General features: G+C 63.0%; 17 protein-coding genes. 7 read left to right on the top strand and 10 right to left on the bottom strand.

Annotation, left to right across the window (positions count from 1 at the left end; translation table 11 throughout):
- Positions 1–84: 84 nt before the first annotated feature.
- From ACFE72_RS13810 to ACFE72_RS13800, 3 genes are all read right to left on the bottom strand, one after another.
- Positions 85–870: an ABC transporter ATP-binding protein gene (locus ACFE72_RS13810; protein WP_375413666.1), complete on the bottom strand. Its 786-nt coding sequence runs from the start codon at positions 868–870 to the stop codon at positions 85–87.
- Positions 870–1,715: an ABC transporter permease gene (locus ACFE72_RS13805; RefSeq protein WP_375413665.1), complete on the bottom strand. Its 846-nt coding sequence runs from the start codon at positions 1,713–1,715 to the stop codon at positions 870–872. The genes ACFE72_RS13810 and ACFE72_RS13805 overlap by 1 nt, the downstream gene beginning before the upstream one ends.
- A gap of 132 nt (positions 1,716–1,847) precedes the next feature.
- Positions 1,848–2,822, bottom strand: a complete 975-nt coding sequence (locus ACFE72_RS13800; RefSeq protein WP_375413664.1) for an aliphatic sulfonate ABC transporter substrate-binding protein — start codon at positions 2,820–2,822, stop codon at positions 1,848–1,850.
- A gap of 241 nt (positions 2,823–3,063) precedes the next feature.
- On the opposite strand from ACFE72_RS13800, the gene ACFE72_RS13795 reads away from it, so the two are divergent.
- The 4 genes from ACFE72_RS13795 to ACFE72_RS13780 all read left to right on the top strand — a co-directional run bounded on the left by ACFE72_RS13795 (position 3,064) and on the right by ACFE72_RS13780 (position 10,188).
- The gene (locus ACFE72_RS13795) at positions 3,064–5,859 is read left to right on the top strand and encodes a [protein-PII] uridylyltransferase (RefSeq protein ID WP_375413663.1); all 2,796 of its coding nucleotides are present in this window, start codon (positions 3,064–3,066) and stop codon (positions 5,857–5,859) included.
- Between the two features lie 184 nt (positions 5,860–6,043).
- Positions 6,044–6,406, top strand: a complete 363-nt coding sequence (locus tag ACFE72_RS13790) for a DUF1304 domain-containing protein (protein WP_375413662.1) — start codon at positions 6,044–6,046, stop codon at positions 6,404–6,406.
- Between the two features lie 115 nt (positions 6,407–6,521).
- The gene (locus ACFE72_RS13785) at positions 6,522–7,748 is read left to right on the top strand and encodes an ABC transporter substrate-binding protein (protein WP_375413661.1); all 1,227 of its coding nucleotides are present in this window, start codon (positions 6,522–6,524) and stop codon (positions 7,746–7,748) included.
- 259 nt (positions 7,749–8,007) lie between these two features.
- Positions 8,008–10,188 (top strand): transglycosylase domain-containing protein, encoded by a 2,181-nt coding sequence (locus tag ACFE72_RS13780; protein ID WP_375413660.1) that lies wholly within the window; start codon positions 8,008–8,010, stop codon positions 10,186–10,188.
- A gap of 148 nt (positions 10,189–10,336) precedes the next feature.
- Here ACFE72_RS13780 and ACFE72_RS13775 read toward each other — a convergent pair whose 3' ends face one another.
- The 4 genes from ACFE72_RS13775 to ACFE72_RS13760 all read right to left on the bottom strand — a co-directional run bounded on the left by ACFE72_RS13775 (position 10,337) and on the right by ACFE72_RS13760 (position 14,486).
- Positions 10,337–11,176, bottom strand: coding sequence for a M48 family metallopeptidase (locus ACFE72_RS13775; protein ID WP_375413669.1), 840 nt, complete (start codon positions 11,174–11,176; stop codon positions 10,337–10,339).
- A 245-nt stretch (positions 11,177–11,421) separates the two neighbouring features.
- Positions 11,422–12,756: a polyhydroxyalkanoate depolymerase gene (locus tag ACFE72_RS13770; protein ID WP_375413659.1), complete on the bottom strand. Its 1,335-nt coding sequence runs from the start codon at positions 12,754–12,756 to the stop codon at positions 11,422–11,424.
- A 129-nt stretch (positions 12,757–12,885) separates the two neighbouring features.
- Positions 12,886–13,713 (bottom strand): ABC transporter permease, encoded by an 828-nt coding sequence (locus ACFE72_RS13765; protein ID WP_375413658.1) that lies wholly within the window; start codon positions 13,711–13,713, stop codon positions 12,886–12,888.
- Entirely contained in the window at positions 13,710–14,486 is a 777-nt protein-coding gene (locus ACFE72_RS13760; RefSeq protein ID WP_375413668.1) for an ABC transporter ATP-binding protein, read from the bottom strand. The genes ACFE72_RS13765 and ACFE72_RS13760 overlap by 4 nt, the downstream gene beginning before the upstream one ends.
- A gap of 324 nt (positions 14,487–14,810) precedes the next feature.
- Between ACFE72_RS13760 and ACFE72_RS13755 the strand changes: the two genes are divergently transcribed.
- Complete coding sequence (locus ACFE72_RS13755) at positions 14,811–16,148, top strand: ActS/PrrB/RegB family redox-sensitive histidine kinase (RefSeq protein WP_375413657.1); 1,338 nt, start codon at positions 14,811–14,813, stop codon at positions 16,146–16,148.
- Between the two features lie 95 nt (positions 16,149–16,243).
- Entirely contained in the window at positions 16,244–16,798 is a 555-nt protein-coding gene (locus ACFE72_RS13750; protein WP_375413656.1) for an ActR/PrrA/RegA family redox response regulator transcription factor, read from the top strand.
- 212 nt (positions 16,799–17,010) lie between these two features.
- Here ACFE72_RS13750 and ACFE72_RS13745 read toward each other — a convergent pair whose 3' ends face one another.
- Positions 17,011–17,496: an MmcB family DNA repair protein gene (locus ACFE72_RS13745; RefSeq protein ID WP_375413655.1), complete on the bottom strand. Its 486-nt coding sequence runs from the start codon at positions 17,494–17,496 to the stop codon at positions 17,011–17,013.
- Positions 17,497–17,608: 112 nt separating this feature from the next.
- Between ACFE72_RS13745 and ACFE72_RS13740 the strand changes: the two genes are divergently transcribed.
- Entirely contained in the window at positions 17,609–18,277 is a 669-nt protein-coding gene (locus ACFE72_RS13740; RefSeq protein WP_375413654.1) for an MBL fold metallo-hydrolase, read from the top strand.
- A 39-nt stretch (positions 18,278–18,316) separates the two neighbouring features.
- Here ACFE72_RS13740 and ACFE72_RS13735 read toward each other — a convergent pair whose 3' ends face one another.
- Both ACFE72_RS13735 and ACFE72_RS13730 read right to left on the bottom strand, forming a co-directional pair.
- Positions 18,317–21,142, bottom strand: a complete 2,826-nt coding sequence (locus ACFE72_RS13735) for a PAS domain-containing protein (RefSeq protein ID WP_375413653.1) — start codon at positions 21,140–21,142, stop codon at positions 18,317–18,319.
- A 138-nt stretch (positions 21,143–21,280) separates the two neighbouring features.
- Entirely contained in the window at positions 21,281–22,519 is a 1,239-nt protein-coding gene (locus ACFE72_RS13730; RefSeq protein WP_375413652.1) for an alpha/beta hydrolase family esterase, read from the bottom strand.
- Positions 22,520–22,521: the final 2 nt, after the last annotated feature.

The raw sequence follows: 22,521 nt of genomic DNA, 5'->3' as shown, positions 1-22,521 counted from the left end.
AATCCAAATCAGCTGAAACTTGGATTATACTTTCAATGAACCGGACAGCCGTGGGACAAGCCCGGGCATGACGGACCAAACATGTCACCACCACATCGCCTCGCCCGCGGTTGATTTCGCATCCGCATCGGGCACGCCGCGATCGAGCGAGCGATCCAGCGCCGTCAGCACGCGGCGCTTGAAATTGTCGAACAGCGGCGAATTGCGGTCGCGGGGCCGCGCCAGATTGACGGTGATCTCGGCGAACTTGCGGCCCGGACGCGGCCGCATCACGATGACGCGATCGGCCAGCACCACGGCTTCGTCGACGTCATGAGTCACCAGGACCAGCGTCGGCCTCGTATCGGCCCACAGGTCGAGCAGATGATCCTGCAAATCCCTGCGCGTAAATGCATCAAGCGCCGAAAACGGCTCGTCCAGCAGCAGCACTTCCGGCTGCGGCACCAGGGCTCTCGCAATCGCCACCCGCTGCGCCTGCCCGCCGGACAATTCGCGCGGCCACGCCGTGGCCTTGTCGGCGAGGCCGACGCGCTCAAGGGCGCGCGCCACTTTCTCGCGGCGAACGCCGATCGGCAGGCCGGACAGGCCGAAGCCGATATTGTCGGCGACGCTGAGCCAGGGCAGCAGCCGCGGCTCCTGGAAAATGATGCCGATTTTTTCGTGGGGCGCCGTGATCGCGATATCGTCGAGGACGACCGTGCCGGACGTGGCGCGGTCGAGGCCGGCGACGGCGCGCAGCAGCGTGGATTTTCCGCAACCGGAGCCGCCGATGATGGCGGCGATCTCGCCCTGGCGGATTTCCGCGGAGAAACGCTCCAGCGCATGGACGCCATTGGGATAGATCTTGCCGACCCGGTCGAGCAGCAACATCAGGCGCCTCCGCCGTGACGGCCGAAGGCGTCCTGCCAGCGCAACAGCGGCGCAGAGCCGACCTCGATCAGCCAGTCCGTGGTCTTGCCGAGAACGGCGAAAATGACGATGGCGGCGAGAATCTGCGCCGGCTTGCCCAACTGCTGGCCGTCGATCAGGAGATAGCCGAGACCTTCCGAGGCGCCCATGAATTCGGCGGCGACCACGAACATCCAGCCGAGGCCAAGCCCGACCCGCAGCGCGACCACATAGGCCGGCAGCACCGCGGGCAGCAGGATACGCCGGATCATCGCCGGCCCGCTCAATCGAAACGTCCGGCCGACCTCGACGATCTTGCGGTCGACCGAGAGGATTGCGCCCATCACGCCGAGATAGACCGGGAAGAACACGCCGACCGCGATCAGCGCGATCTTCGAGGTTTCGAAAATGCCGAGCCAGAGGATGAATAACGGCACCCAGGCGATCGATGGAATCGCCCGCAGCGCCTGCACCGACGGATCGAGCAGCCGCCGCGCCAGGCCCCAATAGCCTGAAATCGCGCCGAGCACGGTGCCCGCAATCACGCCGAGACCAAAACCGGCGATCACGCGCGTCAGCGTCGCCACGATGTGGCGGGTGAGTTCGCCGCTGCGCCCCAGCTCCATGATGGTGGCGAATACTTTGGTCGGCGGCGGCACCAGCCGGCCGTTGGACCAGCCCAGCCGGACGACGATTTCCCATCCCAGCGCCAGTCCAACCGGCAGCGCCAGGCCGAGCGCGGGACCCGCAACGCGCCGCAGCCGTCCGGACGGCGCCACGGCGGCGATCGTTTCGGCCCGTTGGAGCAGGTGGGTGTCGATGGTCATACTATAGCAAAACCGCGTCCGGCGAGGGAATGCAAGCTGGCGAAACGGACGATTCCGGTGCCGTCAGCGTTGATCCGGCCAAACCCCTGTCCCGCGTCATGCGCGGACTTGACCCGCGCATGACGCGATGGATCAATTCGTCGGCAACGGGATCTGGTCGTCGATCAGCGCATCCAGCGTTGCTTTCACGTCGACCTTGGCGTCGACCACGCCGGCCTGCTGCAGCGCCAGGCCGGCGGCTAGAATGGAGTCGCGCTGCGGCGCGCCGATGCGGCTGTGGGTGAGTTCGGTGCGTTCCTTGAGCTGCTTGTCGACCACTTCACCCGGCAGCTTGGTGACGCCGATGAACGTCTTCTTCAGGTCGTCGTAATTGCCCAGCGAATACTTTCGCGCTTCTTCGTAAACAGCGAGCACGCGGCGAACCGCGTCCGGATAATCTTTCAAAAACTGCTCACGGACATTGAGAATGCCCCAGGTGTTGGCGTCGGGCTTGCGGAAGAACAGTTTTGCACCCTCCTCCACCTCCGCCTGCGCCATCATCGGATCGAGGCCTGCCCAGGCATCGACGTCACCGCGGATCAGCGCGGTCTTGCCGTCGGCGTGCTGCAGCAGCACCGGCGTGATGTCCTTCTCAGACAAGCCGGCATCGAGCAGCGCCCGCACCAGGAAGATGTGGGGATCGGTGCCGCGCGTTACCGCCACGCGCTTGCCCCTGAGGTCGGCGACGGCGGCGATCTTCGAATCTTTTGCGGTGACCAGCGCGGTCCATTCGGGGCGCGAATAGACATAGATCGATTTGATCGGGTTGCCGTTGATCTTGGCGACCAGCGCCGCGGAGCCCGCGGTCGAGCCGAAATCGATCGAGCCCGCGTTGAGGAATTCGAGCGCCTTGTTGGAGCCCGCCGATTGCACCCAGACGATGGCGACGCCGTCCTTGGCGAATTCCTTCTCCAGCAAGCCCTTCTGCTTGAGGATCATCGACACCGGATTGTAGGTGGCCCAGTCGATATGGATTTCCTTGAGCGGGTCGGCGGCGAAGGCAGCGCCGGGCAGCAGCGCCGAGACGGCGAGTAACGCAGCCAACGTGCGCCGTGAAATCCTGAACATGGTCGAGATCTCCATCGGATGATTGATCAAAGCAGACTGCCGGGGGCGGTCAACGCCGCCGAACAATAAAAACGCCGTTTTATTCAATGAGTTAGCTGGCCGCGTCAACGGGAAAATACATGCTTTGAAATAGCAGTCCGAAAGAACGGATGCGTTCAAAACGCATCAAGGGCAGCATGGTCCTGCTGCCGGCCAGAATGATCCGTGACAGCGCCCGCGCGCTCCGATATCCGAATACGTCATGGACAACGTTGCGACCCCGGCCGACCCGGTAACTGACGAACGTTTCGAAACGGCGAGGATTACCGCCGAGATCGACGCGCTGGCCGCAAGACACGCCGGGCATGAGGACGTTTTCCGCACCAATCTCGCGCAGTTGCTCAAAGCAGAGTTCATCAAGGCGCGCGGAACCGCCCAGGACGTGCTCCTGAAAGACCGCCACGGCCGGCACTGCGCCGAACGGCTGTGCTTCATCCAGGATGAAATCATCCGCATGCTGTTCGCCGCGGCGATCCGCCATCTTTACCGCTCGCCGATTCCGACCGGCGCCGAGCGCATGGCGGTGGTCGCCACCGGCGGCTACGGCCGCGGGCTGATGGCGCCGGAATCCGACATCGACCTGTTGTTCATCCTGCCTTACAAGCAAACCGCCTGGGGCGAACAGGTGGCCGAGGCAATCCTGTACTGCCTGTGGGACATGGGCCTGAAGGTCGGTCATGCCACGCGGTCGGTCGATGAATCGATCCGCCAGGCCCGCGGCGACATGACGATCCGCACCGCGATCCTCGAAACCCGCTTTCTCACCGGCGACCAGCCGCTTTACGACGAACTGGTGCAACGTTTCGACAAGGAAGTGGTGCAGGACACCGCCGCCGAATTCGTCACTGCAAAACTTGCGGAACGCGAGGAGCGCCATCGCCGCGCCGGGCAGTCGCGCTATCTGGTCGAACCCAACGTCAAGGACGGCAAGGGCGGCTTGCGCGACCTGCACACGCTGTTCTGGATCGCGAAATACGTCTACCGCGTACGCGACAGCGGCGAACTCGTCGCGCATGGCGTGTTCGACGCGCAGGATTTCCGCGCCTTCCGCCGCTGCGAGGATTTCCTCTGGTCGGTGCGCTGCAACCTGCATTTTGTCAGCGGCCGCGCCGAAGAGCGGCTGTCGTTCGACATGCAGCGCGAGATCGCGATCCGGCTCGGCTACACCTCGCACCCCGGCATGCAGGACGTCGAACGCTTCATGAAGCACTATTTCCTGATCGCCAAGGACGTCGGCGATCTCACCGCCATCCTGTGCGCGAAGCTGGAAGACCAGCAGGCCAAGCCGGCGCCGGTGCTGAGCCGCATGATGGCGCGGTTCCGCCCCGGTACGAAACAGCGGCGGGTGCCCGACAGCGACGACTTCATCGTCGACAACAACCGCATCAACCTCGCCGCGGCCGACGTCTTCAAGCACGACCCGGTCAATCTGATCCGGATTTTCCGCCTGGCACAGAAGAACAATCTGGCGTTCCACCCCGACGCCATGCGCACGGCGACCCGCTCGCTGAAACTGATCAACAACCAGTTGCGCGAGAATCCGCAAGCCAACCGGATCTTCATGGAGATCCTGACGTCGGACAACGCCGAAGTCGTGCTGCGGCGCATGAACGAAACCGGCGTGCTCGGCCGCTTCATCCGCGCCTTCGGCAAGATCGTCGCGATGATGCAGTTCAACATGTACCACCATTATACGGTGGACGAGCATCTCATACGCTGCATCGGAATCCTGCAGGAGATCGAACGCGGCAGCAACGACGAATTCCTCGTCGCCAGCGACCTGATGCGGAAGATCCGCCCGGAGCACCGCGCGGTGCTCTATATCACCACGTTGCTGCACGACATCGCCAAGGGCCGTCCGGAAGATCATTCGATCGCCGGCGCCAAGGTGGCGCGGCGGCTGTGCCCCCGGCTCGGATTCAACGCCGCCGACACCGAGCTGGCCGCCTGGCTGATCGAGCAGCATTTGACCATGTCGGTGGTGGCGCAATCGCGCGACCTGTCGGACCGCAAGACCATCGAGAATTTCGCCGCCGTGGTGCAGTCGGTCGAGCAGATGAAGCTGTTGACGATCCTGACCACCGCGGACATCCGCGGCGTCGGCCCGGGCGTCTGGAACGGCTGGAAGGCGCAGCTCCTGCGCACGCTCTATTACGAAACCGAACCGGTGCTGACCGGGGGCTTTTCGGAAGTCAACCGCGCCCAGCGCATCGCGGTGGCGCAGTCGGAATTTCGCGCGGCCTTTACCGAATGGCCGGACCAGGAACTCAACACCTATGTCGCGCGGCATTATCCGGCGTACTGGCTCAAGGTCGACCTGCCGCACAAGATCCGCCACGCGCGCTTCATGCGCTTGAGCGAGGAAGGCGGCCACAAGCTCAATATCAATGTCGGCTTCGACGAGCTGCGCGCGGTCACCGAGCTGACCATCCTCGCCCAGGACCATCCGTGGCTGCTGTCGATCATCGCCGGTGCCTGCGCCTCGGCCGGGGCCAACATCGTCGACGCGCAGATCTACACCACCACCGACGGGCTCGCGCTCGACACCATCGCGATCTCCAGGGAGTACGACCGCGACGAGGACGAGGGGCGGCGCGCGACGCGGATCGGCGAGATGATCGAGGACGTGCTGGAAGGCAAATTGCGGCTGCCGGAAGTCGTCGCGAAGCGTGCGGCCGGCCGGGCCAAGGCGCGGCCGTTCGTGGTGGAGCCGGAAGTGATCATCAACAACCAGTGGTCGGAGCGCTACACCGTGATCGAGGTTTCCGGTCTCGACCGCCCCGGCCTGTTGTACCAGCTCACCACCGCCATCTCGAAACTCAATCTCAACATCGCCTCGGCGCATGTGGCGACATTCGGCGAGCGCGCCCGCGACGTGTTTTACGTCACCGATCTGCTCGGCGCGCAGATCAACGCGCCGACGCGGCAGGCCGCGATCAAGCGCGCGCTGATCCACTTGCTGGCCAATGGCGACATTGCGGAAAAACCGGCGGCGTGACTTTGTCACCCCCCGCTTGCGCCAGGGGCCTGCACATATCCCGTCATACCCGGGCTTGACCCGCGCATATGGAATATGTTGTGAGGTTCGTCGCTTTGCGACGCCGGAATGGCGGTTGATGGACAACGCCGCGTTTTGGACTGGCGTGACGCGGCAAACTGTTGACGGGTCGGGGAAGCCACACATGAACTGGGTCGCCAACGCCCTGGTCGCGCTGGTCGCGGCGCTGCACGTCTATTTTCTCATTCTGGAGATGTTTCTCTGGACCAGGCCGTTGGGCTTGAAAACCTTCCGCAATTCGCCGCAAAAGGCGCAGGAATCGGCGGTGCTCGCGGCCAATCAGGGACTCTATAATGGCTTCCTCGCGGCCGGCCTGATCTGGGGACTGGTTCAGGCCGTCCCCGGCTTTGCCTTTCAGATCAAGGTGTTCTTCCTGCTCTGCGTGATCGTCGCCGGCGTTTACGGCGCTGCGACCGTCAGCCGCAGGATCCTCTACGTTCAGGCGGTCCCCGCCGGGCTCGCGCTGATCCTGCTCTGGATGGCATGACGTCTGACGAAATCTTGCAATGCGAAAGCCATTCCTCCACACTCCGGCGAGCGGTGGCGTCCGCAATGCGCAGGACAAGACTATCGGGACAATCATCCATGAGGGAAGCAATCATATGAGGAACGGCATTTTTCATCTGGTCACCGCCTCGGCGGTCGCCATTTCGCTGTCGGCGTCGTCGGCTTACGCGCAAAAGAAATACGACACCGGCGCAACCGATACCGAGATCAAGATCGGTCAGACCGTGCCGTTCAGCGGACCGGCGTCGGCCTATGCCACCATCGGCAAGGCGCAGGCGGCCTACTTCAAGATGATCAACGACCAGGGCGGCGTGAACGGCCGCAAGATCAACCTGATCCAGTACGACGATGCCTACAGCCCGCCCAAGGCGGTCGAACAGGTGCGAAAACTGGTCGAAAGCGACGAGGTGCTGCTCACCTTCCAGATCATCGGCACGCCGTCGAACGCGGCCGTGCAGAAATACCTGAATTCGAAGAAGGTGCCGCAACTGTTCGCCGCCACCGGCGCATCCAAGTTCACCGACCCGAAGAATTTTCCGTGGACGATGGGCTTCAATCCCAACTACTTCGTCGAAGGCCGCATCTACGGTCAGTACATTCTGAAGACCTACCCGAACGCCAAGGTTGGCGTGCTCTATCAGAATGACGACCTCGGCAAGGATTATCTGAACGGCCTCAAGGCAGGCCTCGGCGACAAGGCGTCGTCGATGATCGTCGGCGAGTCATCCTACGAAGTCTCCGATCCGACCATCGATTCGCAGATCCTGAAGCTGAAGGATGCCGGCGCCGATCTGTTGTTCAGCGCATCTACGCCGAAGCAGGCGGCGCAGGCGATCAAGAAGAATTTCGAACTGGGCTGGAAGCCCGTGCATATCCTCGACATCAACGCGACCTCGGTCGGCGCGGTGATGCAGCCGGCGGGACTGGAAGCCTCCAAGGGCGTTATCAGCGTCAACTACGGCAAGGATCCGCTCGATCCGACATGGAAAGACGACGCCGGCATGAAGCGCTACTTCACCATGATGGAAAAATATTATCCGGAAGGCGACAAGAATTCGAGCTTCAATTCTTACGGCTACAGCACCGCGCAATTGCTGGTGCATGTGCTCAAGCAGTGCGGCGACAACCTGACCCGTGAGAACGTGTTGAAGCAGGCGACCAACCTGAAGAATGTCGAGCTCGATCTGGCGCTGCCCGGCGTTCTCGCCAACACCTCGCCGACCGATTATCGCGTCAACAAGCAGTTGCAGATGATGAAGTTCAACGGCGAGCGTTGGGAACTGTTCGGCCCGATCATCGAGGACACCGGCGCCAGCGGCTGATCGGGCTGCACTGGCGTCGCGTCATGGCCGGGCTTCGTCCCGGCCATCCACGTCTTTAATGGCGGCCAAGGTGGATGCCCGGGCGCAAGGCCGGGCATGACAAGCTATTTATTTTCCCGTTGGCGGTAGGGTTAAGAGTACCGAACCGCCCTGTTATCAAACGCTTGCGGCCGGTCCCGCCCATCAGCATTAATTCCCGCTTAACGCGCCTTTAAACCCCGCCCGCTAGGCTGACCGCATCGGGCAGCGGGCGTAGCGTATGGCGTTGGGGCGGAAAAAAAGCGGCGGACGCCGGGAGCCGATATTTGGCCTTCCCGCATCATTAGCCGAACTGCGGCTCGGCCCGCAGGATCGCGCGACGGTCGCCGACGACAAGCCAAAGGCCAAAACCTCCAAATCCAGGCCGCGCAATCCCGATGCCGATCCGCCGCGCGAACGAAAGCCGGGCGCAAGCCGCGGCGGCGGCAAGCGTAAATCCGGCCGCGCGCGCGCTGCCGTCTATCGTATTTTCTATTGGGGCGCGGTGCTCGGACTGTGGGGGGCGATTGCGGTCGTCGGCGTCATCGTCTGGGTCGGCGCGCATCTGCCCGCGATCCAGTCGCTCGAAATTCCGAAACGCCCGCCGACCATCCAGATCACCGGCCTCGACGGCAGCGTGCTGGCGACGCGCGGCGAAATGGCCGGCGCCAATGTTTCGCTCAAAGACCTGCCGCCCTATTTGCCGAAAGCCTTTATCGCCATCGAGGATCGCCGGTTCTATTCGCATTACGGCGTCGATCCGCTCGGGATCGCGCGCGCCGCGGTTGCCAACGTCATGCATCGCGGCGTCAGCCAGGGCGGCTCGACGCTGACGCAGCAACTCGCCAAGAATCTGTTTCTGACGCAAGAGCGCACCATGCAGCGCAAGCTTCAGGAGGTCGAACTGGCGCTGTGGCTGGAGCGCAAGCATTCCAAGACCGAAATTCTCGAACTCTATCTCAATCGCGTCTATTTCGGCTCCGGCGCTTACGGCGTCGAGGCAGCCGCACAAAAATATTTCGGCAAGCCGGCCAGGAGCGTCACGGTCGCGGAAGCCGCGATGCTCGCAGGCCTCGTCAAGTCGCCGTCACGGCTGGCGCCGAACCGCAATCCGGAAGGCGCCGAGAAGCGCGCGCAGACCGTGCTTGCGGCGATGGCGGATGCAAAATTCATCACCGAGCAGCAGGCGCAGGCTTCGATCGGCCATCCCTCGTTCAATGTAAAGGCGGCCGGCGCCGGCACCGTCAATTACGTGGCGGATTGGATCGGCGAAGTGCTCGACGACCTGGTCGGCCAGGTCGACCAGAGCATCGTGGTGGAAACTTCGATCGATCCGAAGCTGCAAGCCATCGCCGAAGCTTGCATCATCGATGAACTCGCAGCGAAAAGCGTGAAATTCAATGTCAGCCAGGGCGCGCTGGTGGCGATGACGCCGACCGGCGCGGTGCGCGCCATGGTCGGCGGCCGCAACTATGCGGAGAGCCAGTACAATCGCGCGGTGACGGCAAAACGGCAGCCGGGTTCGGCGTTCAAGCCTTTCGTCTATCTCACCGCCATCGAAGCCGGACTGACGCCGGAAACGATCCGGCAGGATGCGCCGCTCGACGTCAAGGGCTGGAAGCCGGAGAATTACAGCCACGAATATTTCGGCGCGGTGACATTGACCCAGGCGCTGGCAATGTCGCTCAACACGGTCGCAGTGCGGCTCGGGCTGGAGGTCGGCGCGAAGAATGTGGTGCGCACCGCGCACCGGCTCGGCATCGCATCCAAGCTCGAGGCCAACGCCTCGATCGCGCTTGGCACCTCGGAAGTGTCGTTGACCGAACTGGTCGGCGCCTACGCGCCGTTTGCCAATGGCGGCCAGGGCACCAGCCCGCATGTCGTGAACAGGATCCGAACCGTCGAAGGCAACAAGGTGCTTTACGCGCGGCCCATCGATCAGTTCGGCCAGGTGATCGATCCGCGCAACGTCGCAATGATGAACACCATGATGCAGGAAACCCTGCTCAGCGGCACCGCGCGCAAGGCGGAGATCCCTGGCTGGTCCGCCGCCGGCAAGACCGGCACCAGCCAGGATTTCCGCGACGCCTGGTTCATCGGCTACACCGCCAACCTCGTCACCGGCGTCTGGCTCGGCAATGACGACAACTCACCGACCAGGAAGGCCACCGGCGGCGGCCTGCCGGTCGAGGTCTGGACGCGGTTCATGCGAACGGCGCATCAGGGCGTGCCGGTGGCGGCATTGCCGGGTGCGCCGGGCGGCGGGATGTTGCCGAATTTGGCGCAGGCAACGTCGCAGGCCTCCGCTGCGCCGCTACCGGGCGGTGCGGGCCGGCCCGCGCCGACGCGAACCTCGGTGCGCCCCGAGGCGGCAAGCGGCCTGGATGGCTGGCTGATGGACCGGCTGTTCGGCGGCCGCTAACACCGCGTGCCCCGGATGCCGGGCAGACGCGGCTCTCCGCGGCGTGGTGCGCTGCTAAGCCGGGGCGGTAACAGGAGGCTGAGCTTGTAACGGTCCCGGCTCTGCGGAGCGGCATGAAGAATGCCGCACCGCGTCCGGGACACCACGCTCAATCCTGCACGCCGTAGCGGTGCAAATCGTTGCCCGACGTGTCGAGCCATTTCTTGGCCCGTTCGACATGGGCGCAGATCCGCGCCACCACCCGCCAGAACCGCGGCGAGTGATTCATCTCGACCAGATGCGCGACCTCGTGGGCGGCGAGATAGTCCAGCACATAGGGCGGCGCCAGAATGAGGCGCCATGAGAACGACAGCGAGCCTGCCGACGTGCACGAACCCCAGCGGCTCGACTGGTCGCGGATCGACAGCCGTTTTACCCGGACGCCAAGGCCGGCAGCGTAATGTTGCGCGGCCTTCTGCAGATCGTTGCGGGCTTCGCGCTTGAGATAATCGCCCACGCGGCGCTCGATATGCTCCAAACCGCCGGCGACGCAGAGAATACGCTCGCCGCTCTCCCGCGTCTCCGTCCAGACCGTCCCGCGCTCGCCGGCGCGATGCACGATGCGGTGCGAGACGCCGCGCAATGGAACGATGGTGCCGGGAATGAACGGCGCCGCCTTCGGAAGCCGGCCGAGACGCGCGGCGATCCATGCGCCGTGCCGGTGTGCGAATTCCCTGGCGTCGGCGAGGGTGCCGCGCGGCGGCATGGTCAGGATGGCTTCGCGATCGCTTGGATGGATGCGCAGGGTGTAGCGCCTGGCACGGCGATGCCGCCGCAACCGTATCGAATAGATTTGCGATCCATGTTTGACGAGAAGGCGCGACGGTTCAGCGGGGCGTCGGTAAAGAAGGGCGCGGGCGGCCATGTCTGCTAATCCGGACAGCGGGAAATCGCCCGGATTCTGCCATATCCGCCGCCACTGGAATCGCTCCGCAGAAAAACAAATCATTTGCCCAATATACAGGGGCAACAGTCCAGGTCTGCCCTACAGGATGGGGCTGGGAACAAAAATTTTGCTCAGCAATGCTTCCAAGGCTGCTCTTCAAGTAATGAGGGCGAACTCATTACTTGAAGCCCCCGCGCTAAGCGATTCTCGAGGCCAAATCAGTAGTTTAGCCGCCAGCCCGCGAATCAATCCAAGTTCGTCGTAAAAACCCGGTTGAGCCTTGATTCAACTGATGTTTTATCGCGTGCCTACTCCGCGGCAGCCGCCAGCGACAGCTTTGGCTTGCCATTGGCCGCCAACAGCATGAAATCGGAGATGCGCGGCACGATTTCCGATTTGAAACGGGAACCGTTGAAGACGCCGTAATGTCCGACACCCTTCTGCACATAATGCACGCGGCGATCCGCCGGGATCGAACTGCACAGCCCGTGCGTTGCTTCGGTCTGGCCGAGACCGGAAATATCGTCGTTCTCGCCTTCCACCGTCATCAGCGCGACACGGGTGATTTTCGACGGATCGACCGGTTTACCGCGATGGGTCATCTCGCCCCGGGGCAGCGCGTGCTTGACGAACACCACGTCGACGGTCTGCAGATAGTATTCCGCGGCGAGATCCATCACGGCCAGATATTCATCGTAGAAGTCGCGGTGCTTGTCGACCAGATCGCCGTCGCCCTTGACCAGATCCTTGAACAGGTTCTTGTGCGCGTCCATGTGGCGGTCGAGGTTCATGGTGATGAAGCCGTTGAGCTGCAAAAAGCCCGGATAAACATCGCGCATGAAACCGGGATGCGGAAACGGCACCTTGGTGATGACGTTGCTGCGGAACCAGTCGATGCCCTTTTCCGCGGCGAGATTGTTGACCGCGGTCGGATTGCGGCGGGTGTCGATCGGTCCGCCCATCAGCGTCATCGACAGCGGCACGTAGGGATCGTGCTCGGCTTCCATGATCGACACCGCCGCCAGCACCGGCACCGAGGGCTGGCATACCGCGATAATATGCATGTTGCCGCCAAGCACGTGCAGCATCTCGATGACGTAATCGACATAGTCGTCGAGATCGAAGCGGCCTTCCGCAAGCGGCACCATGCGCGCATCGGACCAGTCGGTGATATAGACCTCATGGGTCGGCAAAAATGCCTCGACCGTGCCGCGCAGCAGCGTCGCGTAGTGGCCGGACATCGGCGCCACGATCAACACGCGCGGATGCGGGACGCGCAGCGGCCGCGCCATCTTGCGGTCGAAATACAGCAGACGGCAGAACGGCTTTTCCCAGACGACGCGGATTTCAACCGGCGTGCGCACGCCGTTGACCTCGGTGTCGTCGAGGCCCCATTCCGGCTTGCCGTAGCGGCGCGTGGTGCGTTCGAACAGCTCGCAGCCCGCGGCGATGGATTTACCGAACTCGGTATGCGACCACGGATTGAGCGGATTCTGGAACAGAATTTTGGTGGCGTCGGTGACGGCCCGCGCCGGATTGAGCGACGCCTGCCCCATCTCGTACATCCAGTACATCGGCGTCGTAAGCGCCGCGCTGCCTTCCCCCGGCAGGGCCGGCGGCCGGCCAAATTCACCAATCGGCATGTGTTCCTCGAAATCCGGTTTTGCGTCGCAATAATATAGTGGGTGTTGCGCAATAAAGCGTCAATGATCCGAACCGCTTTATCCATATGGTTATCGACGCATAAGCCTGCAATTGTGGCTCAAAAGCCGCTATTCGCCGCCCTGGATCAGCGAGCCGTGCCGGCGCGCACTGTTCAAAAGCGCAAGAAATATCGCAAATGACACAACAAACAGCACCGCATTGATCGCCAGCGCTTCGATCATCAGGTCGGCGCGAAATACATGGTCGATCAGCAGCGCGCGCATGCCCTCGAACACATAGGTCGGCGGCAGCGCCCATGCGGCGATTTGCAGCCAGTGCGGCAGCACCGTCACCGGATAATAAACGCAGGCCAGCGGCAAAATCCCGAACATCAGCGTCCAGACGATGCTTTCGGCGCCGAGGCCGTTTCGCAACACCAGGCCGGACACGAAGATACCGAGCGACCAGCTGGTGAAAATCAGATTGCAGAAGAATGCGATCAGCGGCAGGCCGAAGCCGTACAGATTGAAGTCGAAGAAGAACAGCGCCAGCAGCGTCATCGGAATGATGCCGATGGCAAGCCGGATCAAGCTCATGATCATCAGCGCAATCAGGAACTCGATCGGCTTTAAGGGGCTCATCATGAGGTTGCCGAGATTGCGCGCCCACATCTCCTCGAGAAACGAGATTGAAAAGCCGAGCTGGCCGCGAAACAGGATGTCCCACAGGATGACCGCCCCGATGAGGGTGCCGCCGGCGCGGGCGAAGAACCCGGCGTTCTGCGTGATGTAGGTCTGCAGAAACCCCCAGGTGACGATCTGCAGGGCTGGCCAGTAAATCAGTTCGAGCAGCCGCGGCCACGACGACAGCAGGAGATACCAATAGCGCAGGATCATGGCGCCGATGCGGTGTGGCGCGATGCTCCGGTGGCTGTGGAACCTGCTGACGCTGCTCATGATGCGATGTCCTGGACGCGGCCGCGCGCCACGTCGAGAAACACCTCCTCCAGCGTCGCGCGGTTGTAGCGGAGCATGATATTGTCCGGACTGTCGTCGTCCTCGATACGGCCGCGCTTCATGATGATGACGCGGTCGCACAGCCGCTCGACCTCCAGCATGTTATGCGACGCCAGCAGAATGGTGGCGTTGTTGGTGTTGCGGTAGGATATCAGGTGTTGCCTGATCCAGTCGGCGGTGTCGGGATCGAGCGACGCCGTCGGCTCATCCAGCAGCAGCAATTCGGGCCGATTGATCAGCGCCTTGGCGAGCGCCACCCGTGTCTTCTGTCCGGCGGACAGTTTACCGTTGGGGCGGTCGAGAAAATCGCGGAGGTCGAGGTCGGCGGCCAGTTGCTCGATCCGCTCGCGCAAATTCGCAACGGCGTAGAGCCGGCCGAAGATTGTGAGGTTCTGCCGCACCGTAAGCCGCATCGGCATGTCGACGTAAGGACTTTCGAAATTCATCCGGCCCAGCACTTCGGCGCTTTGCTCCGGCATCGCGCATCCCAGCACCTGGACGCGGCCGGAGGTCGGCAGCACCAGCCCCATGATCATCGCGATGGTGGTGGTCTTGCCGGCGCCGTTGCCGCCAAGCAACCCGGTGACGCTGCCGCGGGCAATGCGAAACGACACATCGTCGACGGCGCGGGTGGTCTTGAAAACCTTGACCAGGCGCGCGACATCGATCGCCGATCCTGCCGAATCGGACGTGGGCAAGCCTGCCACTGGCATTTCTTGAATCGTCATGCGAGCCGTTCATTGAGCCATCGCGAACATTAGCGCAAGACTTCGCGCACCTCGTCCTGCCCGGCCTTGTGCCGGCATCCGCGTCTTGACGGTGCTAACGCAAGAAAGACGTGGATGGCCGGGACGAGCCCGGCCATGACGGAAACACTTTCAGAGCCTGCCCGCTGGTTCGTCATGCCAACCCCGCCCTTTTCGTCGTCATGCCCGGCTTCCCAAATCGTCATGGCCGTGACGGAGGGCGACATGACGGAGAAGCAACGCCGTTGAGCGCGTTTGTGATCGAGACGCCGCGCGGCTAAACTCGCTGCAATGACCGACGTCACAGCTTCCGATTTCCGCCATCCACGCCGCTACGTCCGTCTGGACACGATTTTGCGGCTGCGCTGGCTCGCCGTGCTCGGGCAGCTGGCGGCGATTTTTGTGGTGGTGCAGGGGCTCAATTTCGACCTCCCGATCATCCCCTGCGTTGCCATTGTCGGGCTTTCGGCGCTGCTCAACCTCGTGCTGCAGATGGCCTTCAATCCGATGCAGCGGCTGGAACCGGTTTATGCCGCGGCGCTCTTGGCATTGAACATCGCAGAACTGGCCGGGCTGTTGTTCTTCACCGGCGGCCTGCAGAACCCGTTTTCCTTTCTGTTTCTGGCGCCGGTGCTGATCTCGGCGACGGCGCTGCCGATACGGCTCACCATGGCGCTCGGCATTCTCGCCATCGCCTGCGCCACCGTGCTCGGCTTTTTCCATTTGCCGCTGCCATGGGAGAGCGACGAACCGCTGGAGCTGCCGCCGATCTATCTGTTCGGGGTCTGGCTCTCGATCGTGCTCGCGATCGGGGTCACCAGTCTCTATGCGTTCCAGGTCACCGAAGAGGCGCGCAAACTGTCCGACGCGCTCGCCGCCACCGAACTGGTGCTGACCCGCGAGCAGCATCTTACGCAACTCGACGGCCTCGCCGCCGCTGCCGCGCACGAACTCGGCACGCCGCTCTCAACCATTTTCCTGATTTCGCGGGAACTCGAAAAAACCGTGCAGGATCCTTTGCAAGGCAACGGTGCGCTTGCCGGCGACCTCAAAACCCTGCGCGAGCAGGCGCAGCGATGCCGGGATATCCTGGCTAAAATAACGCAACTGTCCTCGACCGGCGCCCCATTCGACCGCATGCCGCTGTCGACCTTGATCGAGGAGGCGGTGGCGCCGCACCGCGATTTCGGCGTCGCGATCAAGGTAAGAATAGCGGTAGCCGGCGCCAGCGAGCCGGTCGGCATGCGCAACCCGGCAATTCTCTACGGCGTCGGCAACATTCTGGAGAACGCCGTCGATTTCGCCCGCGCTACCGTGGAGGTGAATGCCTGGTGGAATGCCGACGCCGTCGAGATCGTGATTTCCGACGACGGGCCCGGCATCGCTCCCGATATCCTCAAGCGGATCGGCGAGCCCTATCTGTCGCGCCGGCGGGGCATCGACGAAGCGGACGGCGGGCGCCGCGGATTGGGCCTCGGCGTGTTCATCGCGCGCACGCTGCTCGAGCGCACCGGTGCAAAAGTGTCGTTCACCAACCGGACCTTTCCCGACCATGGCGCGGTGGTTCAGATCGCATGGTCCCGCAGCAGTTTCGAGACCGCTGAAATCGTTGCCGAATCAGCGGATTAGGGGATGCGCCAGAAAGTCGCGGTCAACTTTATGCGGCCTTGGCAGCGCCGTACTGTCCCGCCATATGGTAAAGTGTCGCAACCGAGGACCTCAACGTGAATGCAATCGCCGAACTGGCAGGCCACACCGATCGCTCGCTGCTGATCGTCGAGGACGATAAGCCGTTCCTGGAGCGACTGTCGCGCGCGATGGAAACCCGCGGCTTCAACGTCACCTCATGTGAAAGCGTTTCCGACGGCCTCGCGCATATCGGTAAGGCGGCGCCGGCGTTTGCGGTGGTGGATCTGCGGCTCGGCGACGGCAGCGGTCTCGATGTCGTCTCGGCGCTGAAGCGCCAACGTCCCGATGCGCGGGCGATCGTGCTGACCGGCTACGGCAACATCGCCACCGCCGTCACCGCGGTGAAAATGGGCGCCGTCGATTATCTCTCGAAACCTGCCGACGCCGACGACGTCGTGGCGGCGCTGCTGGCGAGCGGCACCGAGAAGTCGGAATTGCCCAACAATCCGATGTCGGCCGACCGGGTCCGCTGGGAGCACATCCAGCGCATCTACGAGATGTGCAACCGCAATGTCTCGGAAACCGCACGCCGGCTCAACATGCATCGCCGCACCCTGCAGCGCATCCTGGCGAAGCGAGCGCCGCGGTAGCGCAAAAAATTCCGTGATGCCGGCCCCGCCCTTTCGTCATCGCCGGTCCCGCCGTTCGTCATGCCCGGCCTAGTGCCGGGCATCCACGTCTTGACGGTGCTGAAGCAAGAAAGACGTGGATGGTCGGGACAAGCCCGGCCATGACGGAACTGGGACATTGTCAGGGCCTTGTCGTCATGGTCGGCCCCGCCATGACGAGCGAGAAATTGACTCTAAAACTCCCCATGCCCCTGCGGGTCGACCAGCCGGTTGATCCGTTGCGCGGCGGCCATGGCGAATCGCACCGTCATCAGCTTGCGCGTCGGCGCCGGCAGGCGATGCTCCGGCGCCTCGCAATGCATATGCGCGCCATAGGCGTCGGCGACGATCAGGCCGGTATGGTCCGGAAAGATCTCGCACGGCAGATCCTGCGTGAATGCGAAGAACAGCCGGTCGCAATGCGCGCGATAATCCTGCCATTTCTGGTCGGCGCGCAAATCCTCGATCGAGGATTTGATCTCCACGATCCAGATCTCGCCGCGCTCGTTGAGTGCCACGAGGTCGGCGCGCCGTCCCGACGGCAGCGACAATTCGCTGATGCAGGAAAATCCCAGCGCGCGCAGCAACCGGGCGGTGCCGCGCCCGATCGCCAGCGCCGTCTCCGACTGCCGACGGTCGGGCGGCGGCATCATCGCGACATTTCGGACCGACGGTTCCATAGTCCCCGATGTTAGCCGATTTTACGCGGCAGAACAAACCGGAAACCGCAGTGCGCCGACATCGCGCGCCAATTGTTCTTGGCACCCGGTAAAAAATCGGCATTGTGCGCCGATGGCACATCAAACTGAAACAAAGGCAAAAGCCGGCGCCGCGATCATTCCGGTCACGCCGTTTCAGCAGAACTGCACGCTGTTGTGGTGCGAGGTCACCAGAAAAGCCGTGGTGATCGATCCCGGCGGCGACGTGCCGCAGATCCTGGCTGCAATCCAGCAAGCCAAAGTCGCCGTCGAGCAGATCTGGCTGACCCACGGCCATATCGACCATGTCGGCGGCGCCGCCGAATTGCGCGATGCGCTCAAAATCCTGATTCGCGGACCGCATAGGGACGACAAATATCTGCTCGACAATGTCGAGATGAGCGGGCGCAGTTTCGGCATGACCGGCGTGCGCAACTTCGCGCCGGATCATTGGCTCGACGAAGGCGAGCAGGCCCGCATCGGCGAATTGAGCTTCGATATTTTCCATTGCCCCGGCCATTCGCCGGGCAGCGTGGTGTTCTTCCACAGCGAGATGCGCTTCGCCCATGTCGGCGACGTGCTGTTCAACGGATCGGTGGGTCGCACCGACCTGCCCGGCGGCAGCCACGCCACGCTGATCAAGTCGATTACCGAAAAGCTGCTGCCGCTCGGCGACGACGTCAGTTTTATTTGCGGCCATGGCCCCGGCTCGACTTTCGGCCAGGAGCGGATGACCAATCCGTTTCTCACCGGGGCGATGTAGCGACGACGGGCGTCCCGGCCGCTGCGCCGCGTCCGGTGTTCAGCTTTTCACCATTTCTCTTATCCGCCGCGACAGATCGTCAAGGTCGAACGGTTTTGTGATCATCTCCATGCCCGGCTGCAGGAAATCGCCGGCGATCGCGGCGTTCTCGGCATAGCCGGTGATAAAAAGAATTTTGAGGTCGGGACGGGTTTCACGCGCCTGATCGGCAAGCTGGCGGCCGTTCATGCCGGGCAGGCCGACATCGGTTACCAGCAGGTCGACCCGCTGGTCGAGTTGCAGAATCCGCAATCCGGACGGCCCATCGACGGCCTGCAGGATGCGGTAACCCTGGTCCTGCAGCGTCTCGACGATGACGCCGCGGACCACCAGCTCGTCCTCGACCACCAGCACGGTTTCCCCGGTCGCAATGTGTTGATCGGGGTCAGCCGAGGCAATCCGCTCGGCGGCGGCCTCGCCGTGGTGACGCGGCAGATACAATCTGACCGACGTACCCTGCTTCAATTTGCTGTCGATAACCACGTGACCGTCGGACTGCCGCGCGAAGCCGTAAATCATCGACAGCCCGAGGCCGGTACCCTGCCCGATCGGCTTGGTGGTAAAGAACGGATCGAAGGCGCGCGCCGCCACTTCCGGGCTCATGCCGGTGCCGGTGTCGGAGACGTCGATACGGATGTAATCGCCGGGCAGTAAAGCGGGCGTATCGGCATCGATGCCGCCGATCCGCGCATTCGCGGTGGTGATGGTGAGCTTGCCGCCATCGGGCATGGCGTCGCGCGCATTGATGGCGAGGTTGAGCAGCGCGCTCTCGAGCTGGTTCGGATCGCACAGCGTGCACCACAGCCCGGGAGATGCGACGATGTCCAGATCGATGGTTTCGCCGAGGGTCCGGCGCAGCAAATCTTCCAGCGACACCACCAGCTGGTTGGCATCGACCGATTTCGGGATCAGCGGCTGGCGCCGCGCAAACGCCAGCAGACGATGGGTCAGGGCCGCGGCGCGGTTGGCCGACGTCATCGCCGCATTGATGTAGCGCGTGACGTTCTCGGTCCGCCCCTGATTGAGCCGGGTCTGCATCAGATCCAGCGATCCGACGATTCCGGTCAGCAGATTGTTGAAGTCGTGGGCAATGCCGCCGGTCAGTTGTCCGACCGCTTCCATCTTTTGCGACTGGCGCAGCGCCTCTTCGGTGGCCTTCAACCGGTCCGCGGCGGCTTTTTCAGCCGTAACGTCGCGGGCGACGGCGTAGACGTGGTCGTCGTCCGACACGCCGATCCACGACAGCCAGCGATACGATCCGTCCTTATGACGAAAGCGGCTTTCGAACCTGACGGTGGTGTTATCGGCGCCCAGTTTTTGGACATGCGCCTGCGTTATGCCGCCGTCATCGGGATGCTCCAGCCATTGCGACGTCCGCTTCAACAGCTCGGCCTCGCTCCATCCCAACGTTCTGGTCCAGGCCGGATTGACTGTCTGCCAGATACCGGCACGGTCCGCGACCAGCAGCAAATCCTGCGACACGTTCCAGATCCGGTCGCGCTCGCGGGTTTTTTCCTCGACACGTTCGGCAAGGGTCGCGTTCAATCGGGCGAGCTCACCGGCGATCAGCTTCTGATCGTGCACGTCGGTGTTGGTGCCGATCCAGCGGATAATGCCGCCCTTGTCGTCGCGCGCCGGCACCGCGCGCGCCAGAAACCAGCGGTACGCGCCGTCTGCCCGGCGCAGGCGGAATTCGACCTCGTAGGCGTCGCCGCTGGCGATCGCACTGGTCCATGCAGCGAGCGCGCCGGGGATATCGTCGGGGTGGACGATCCGGCCCCACTTCTCGCCGTCGAGTTCACCGGGGCCTGAGCCGGCATATTCATAGACCTGCGGATTGAACCAGATGAGATATCCATCCGGACGCGCGGTCCAGACATGATGCGGTACGGCTTCGGCCAGGGTGCGGAATTCCTCTGCGCTTTGCCGCAGCGCCCGTTCCGCCGCCACCTGCTCGGTAATGTCCGAGTGCGCACCGACCAGCCGGACGGCTCTGCCGTTTTCGTCGCGCTCGATGGTGGATCTGACCGATATCCAGCGCATTTCGCCGTCGCTGGGACGAATGATCCGGTACTGGACAGTATATTCGCGGACTTTGCCGGCGACGGCATCGCGGAATTTTTTTTCCGTGGCTGCGCGATCGTCCGGATGAATGCGGCGCACCCAGTCGTCGTGGGTTTCGTTGGCCGCATCCAGCGGCAGCCCGTGGATCAGCAGGTATTCAGGGGAACGGCGATTGTGGAATCCGGTGCGCAGATCGACTTCCAGCCCGCCGATCCGGCCGATCTGCTGCACGCGCGCCAATTCGGCCTCCCGCTCACGCAGCGCCAATGTCGCAAGATGCTGTTCGGTGACGTCGCGGCAGACAACCAGCACGCCGCCGACGCCATCGGCTTCGTCGATCGGACTGTAGCCATAGGTCCAGTAGACCTGTTCGAGCTTGCCATGGCGCGTGACCGGCACGAGCTGGTTCTCATTCCAGGTCGCGCCGCCGCCGCTCATTACCTGATCGATCTGCGGACCGATAATGGGCCAGATTTCAGCCCAGCATTCGCGGCCGCGCTGGCCCAGCGCGCCGGGGTGCCGCTCCGGACCCATGGTCTGACGGTAGGCGTCGTTATAGAACTGGATCAGTTCGGGGCCCCACCAGATGAACATCGGGTGGTTGGTGTTAAGCAGGATTCGAACCGCGGTGCGCAGGCTCTGCGGCCAGGCATGCGCCGGACCGATCGAGGTCGCCGACCAGTCATAGCCGCGCGTCAACGCGCCCATCTCCCCGCCGCCGGCGAGAAAATCGACTTGATCCGATCGATTGAAATCCAGCATTCAGGACAACTGGCCAGCCCGACCAACGTGACAGGCGGAACTTAACCGCCTGCCGCCCTCTCTGCAAATGTTCCGGTTTTGGTTTGGGTTCCAATTTATTTAGCGCCTGCAGGAACAAAAAGCGAAATTCGCGCAGCGCTATTTCATCAAGCCTGCAGCCGTAAGCGCCCGGTTGATCACGGCGCTGACATCGATCGCAGGGCGTCGCGGCGGTCGGCGTGACTTGGCAGGGCCTGCCGATAGCGCCGACGGCCAAGGTATGGCGTTGATTTCAGGAGCAGAGGGCGCAGGAAGTGCGGGCGCCGCCGTGATGGCCGGCAACGTGGTCGCCGCCGCAACCGGCTTTGAAGCCTCCTTTGATACGTCCTTGGGCTGGTGAACCCGGCCGGTAAGTCCGAAGAAACACGCGATATGATAGGACGACGATATGCCGGCCTCGATCATGAACGCGCCCTGGGCGCCGTAGCGTTCATCGTTGTCAGCGATCCCCAACGGAGTCCCATGGGCCATGTCGGTGATGGTGTAGGATTCGACCAGCGTCTCGCCATCCGCATTCCACCATACCGCGCGCGGATAGCCATCGACAGTGGATTGCGCCATCGGAACCGGAGGCAACTGATGCACATCGAGCCATTGCTTGATTATTTCGTCGGCATTCGACGGATTGACCGTCTTGTCGGCGCTGCCATGCCACACCGAGATTTTCGGCCACGGACCGTTGTGCGACGAGACGTTGCGGACGAGATCGCCGAGTTCGCGCGCCGGGCGCGCCGCCGAATGGTACATGCCGCTCAAGGCCTGCTGCACATTGGCGGCGATGCCGTAGGGAAGGCCGGCGATGATGGCCCCGCCTGCAAACACCTCCGGATAGGTCGCCAGCATCACCGACGTCATGGCGCCGCCGGCGGAGAGGCCGGTGACGAAAATGCGTTTCGCGTCGATGCCGTGATCGCGTGACATCCGCGCGATCATCTGCCGGATCGACAGCGCCTCGCCGCCGCCGCGCGCGATATCTTCCGGATTGAACCAGTTGAAGCAGCCGTTGCCGTTGTTCGATGTCTTCTGCTCGGGCATCAGCAGCGCAAAGCCGTAGCGATCGGCCAATGTCGACCAGCCGGCGCCGGCGTCGTAACCTGCTGCATTCTGGGTGCAGCCGTGCAGCACCACGACAAGCGGCAATCTCTGCCGCGCCCGTTGATCCCCGGGCAGATAGGAGAACATCTTCAGATCACCGGGATTGGTGCCGAATCCGGTAGTTTCGGACAGGCGGCTGGGACCCGCCGCCCGGCCTAGCCCGCTTGGAAAGCTGCCCAACCGGTTGAACTCGTTGAGTTTAGGAAGGCGGCGCAGGAATTCGATATTATTGGCGAGGGACACGG

The sequence above is a fragment of the uncultured Bradyrhizobium sp. genome (assembly GCF_964252615.1).
Classification (GTDB): domain Bacteria; phylum Pseudomonadota; class Alphaproteobacteria; order Rhizobiales; family Xanthobacteraceae; genus Bradyrhizobium.
The sequence above is the reverse complement of the archived record's forward strand: the minus strand, read 5'-3'. Positions and strand labels throughout refer to the sequence as shown.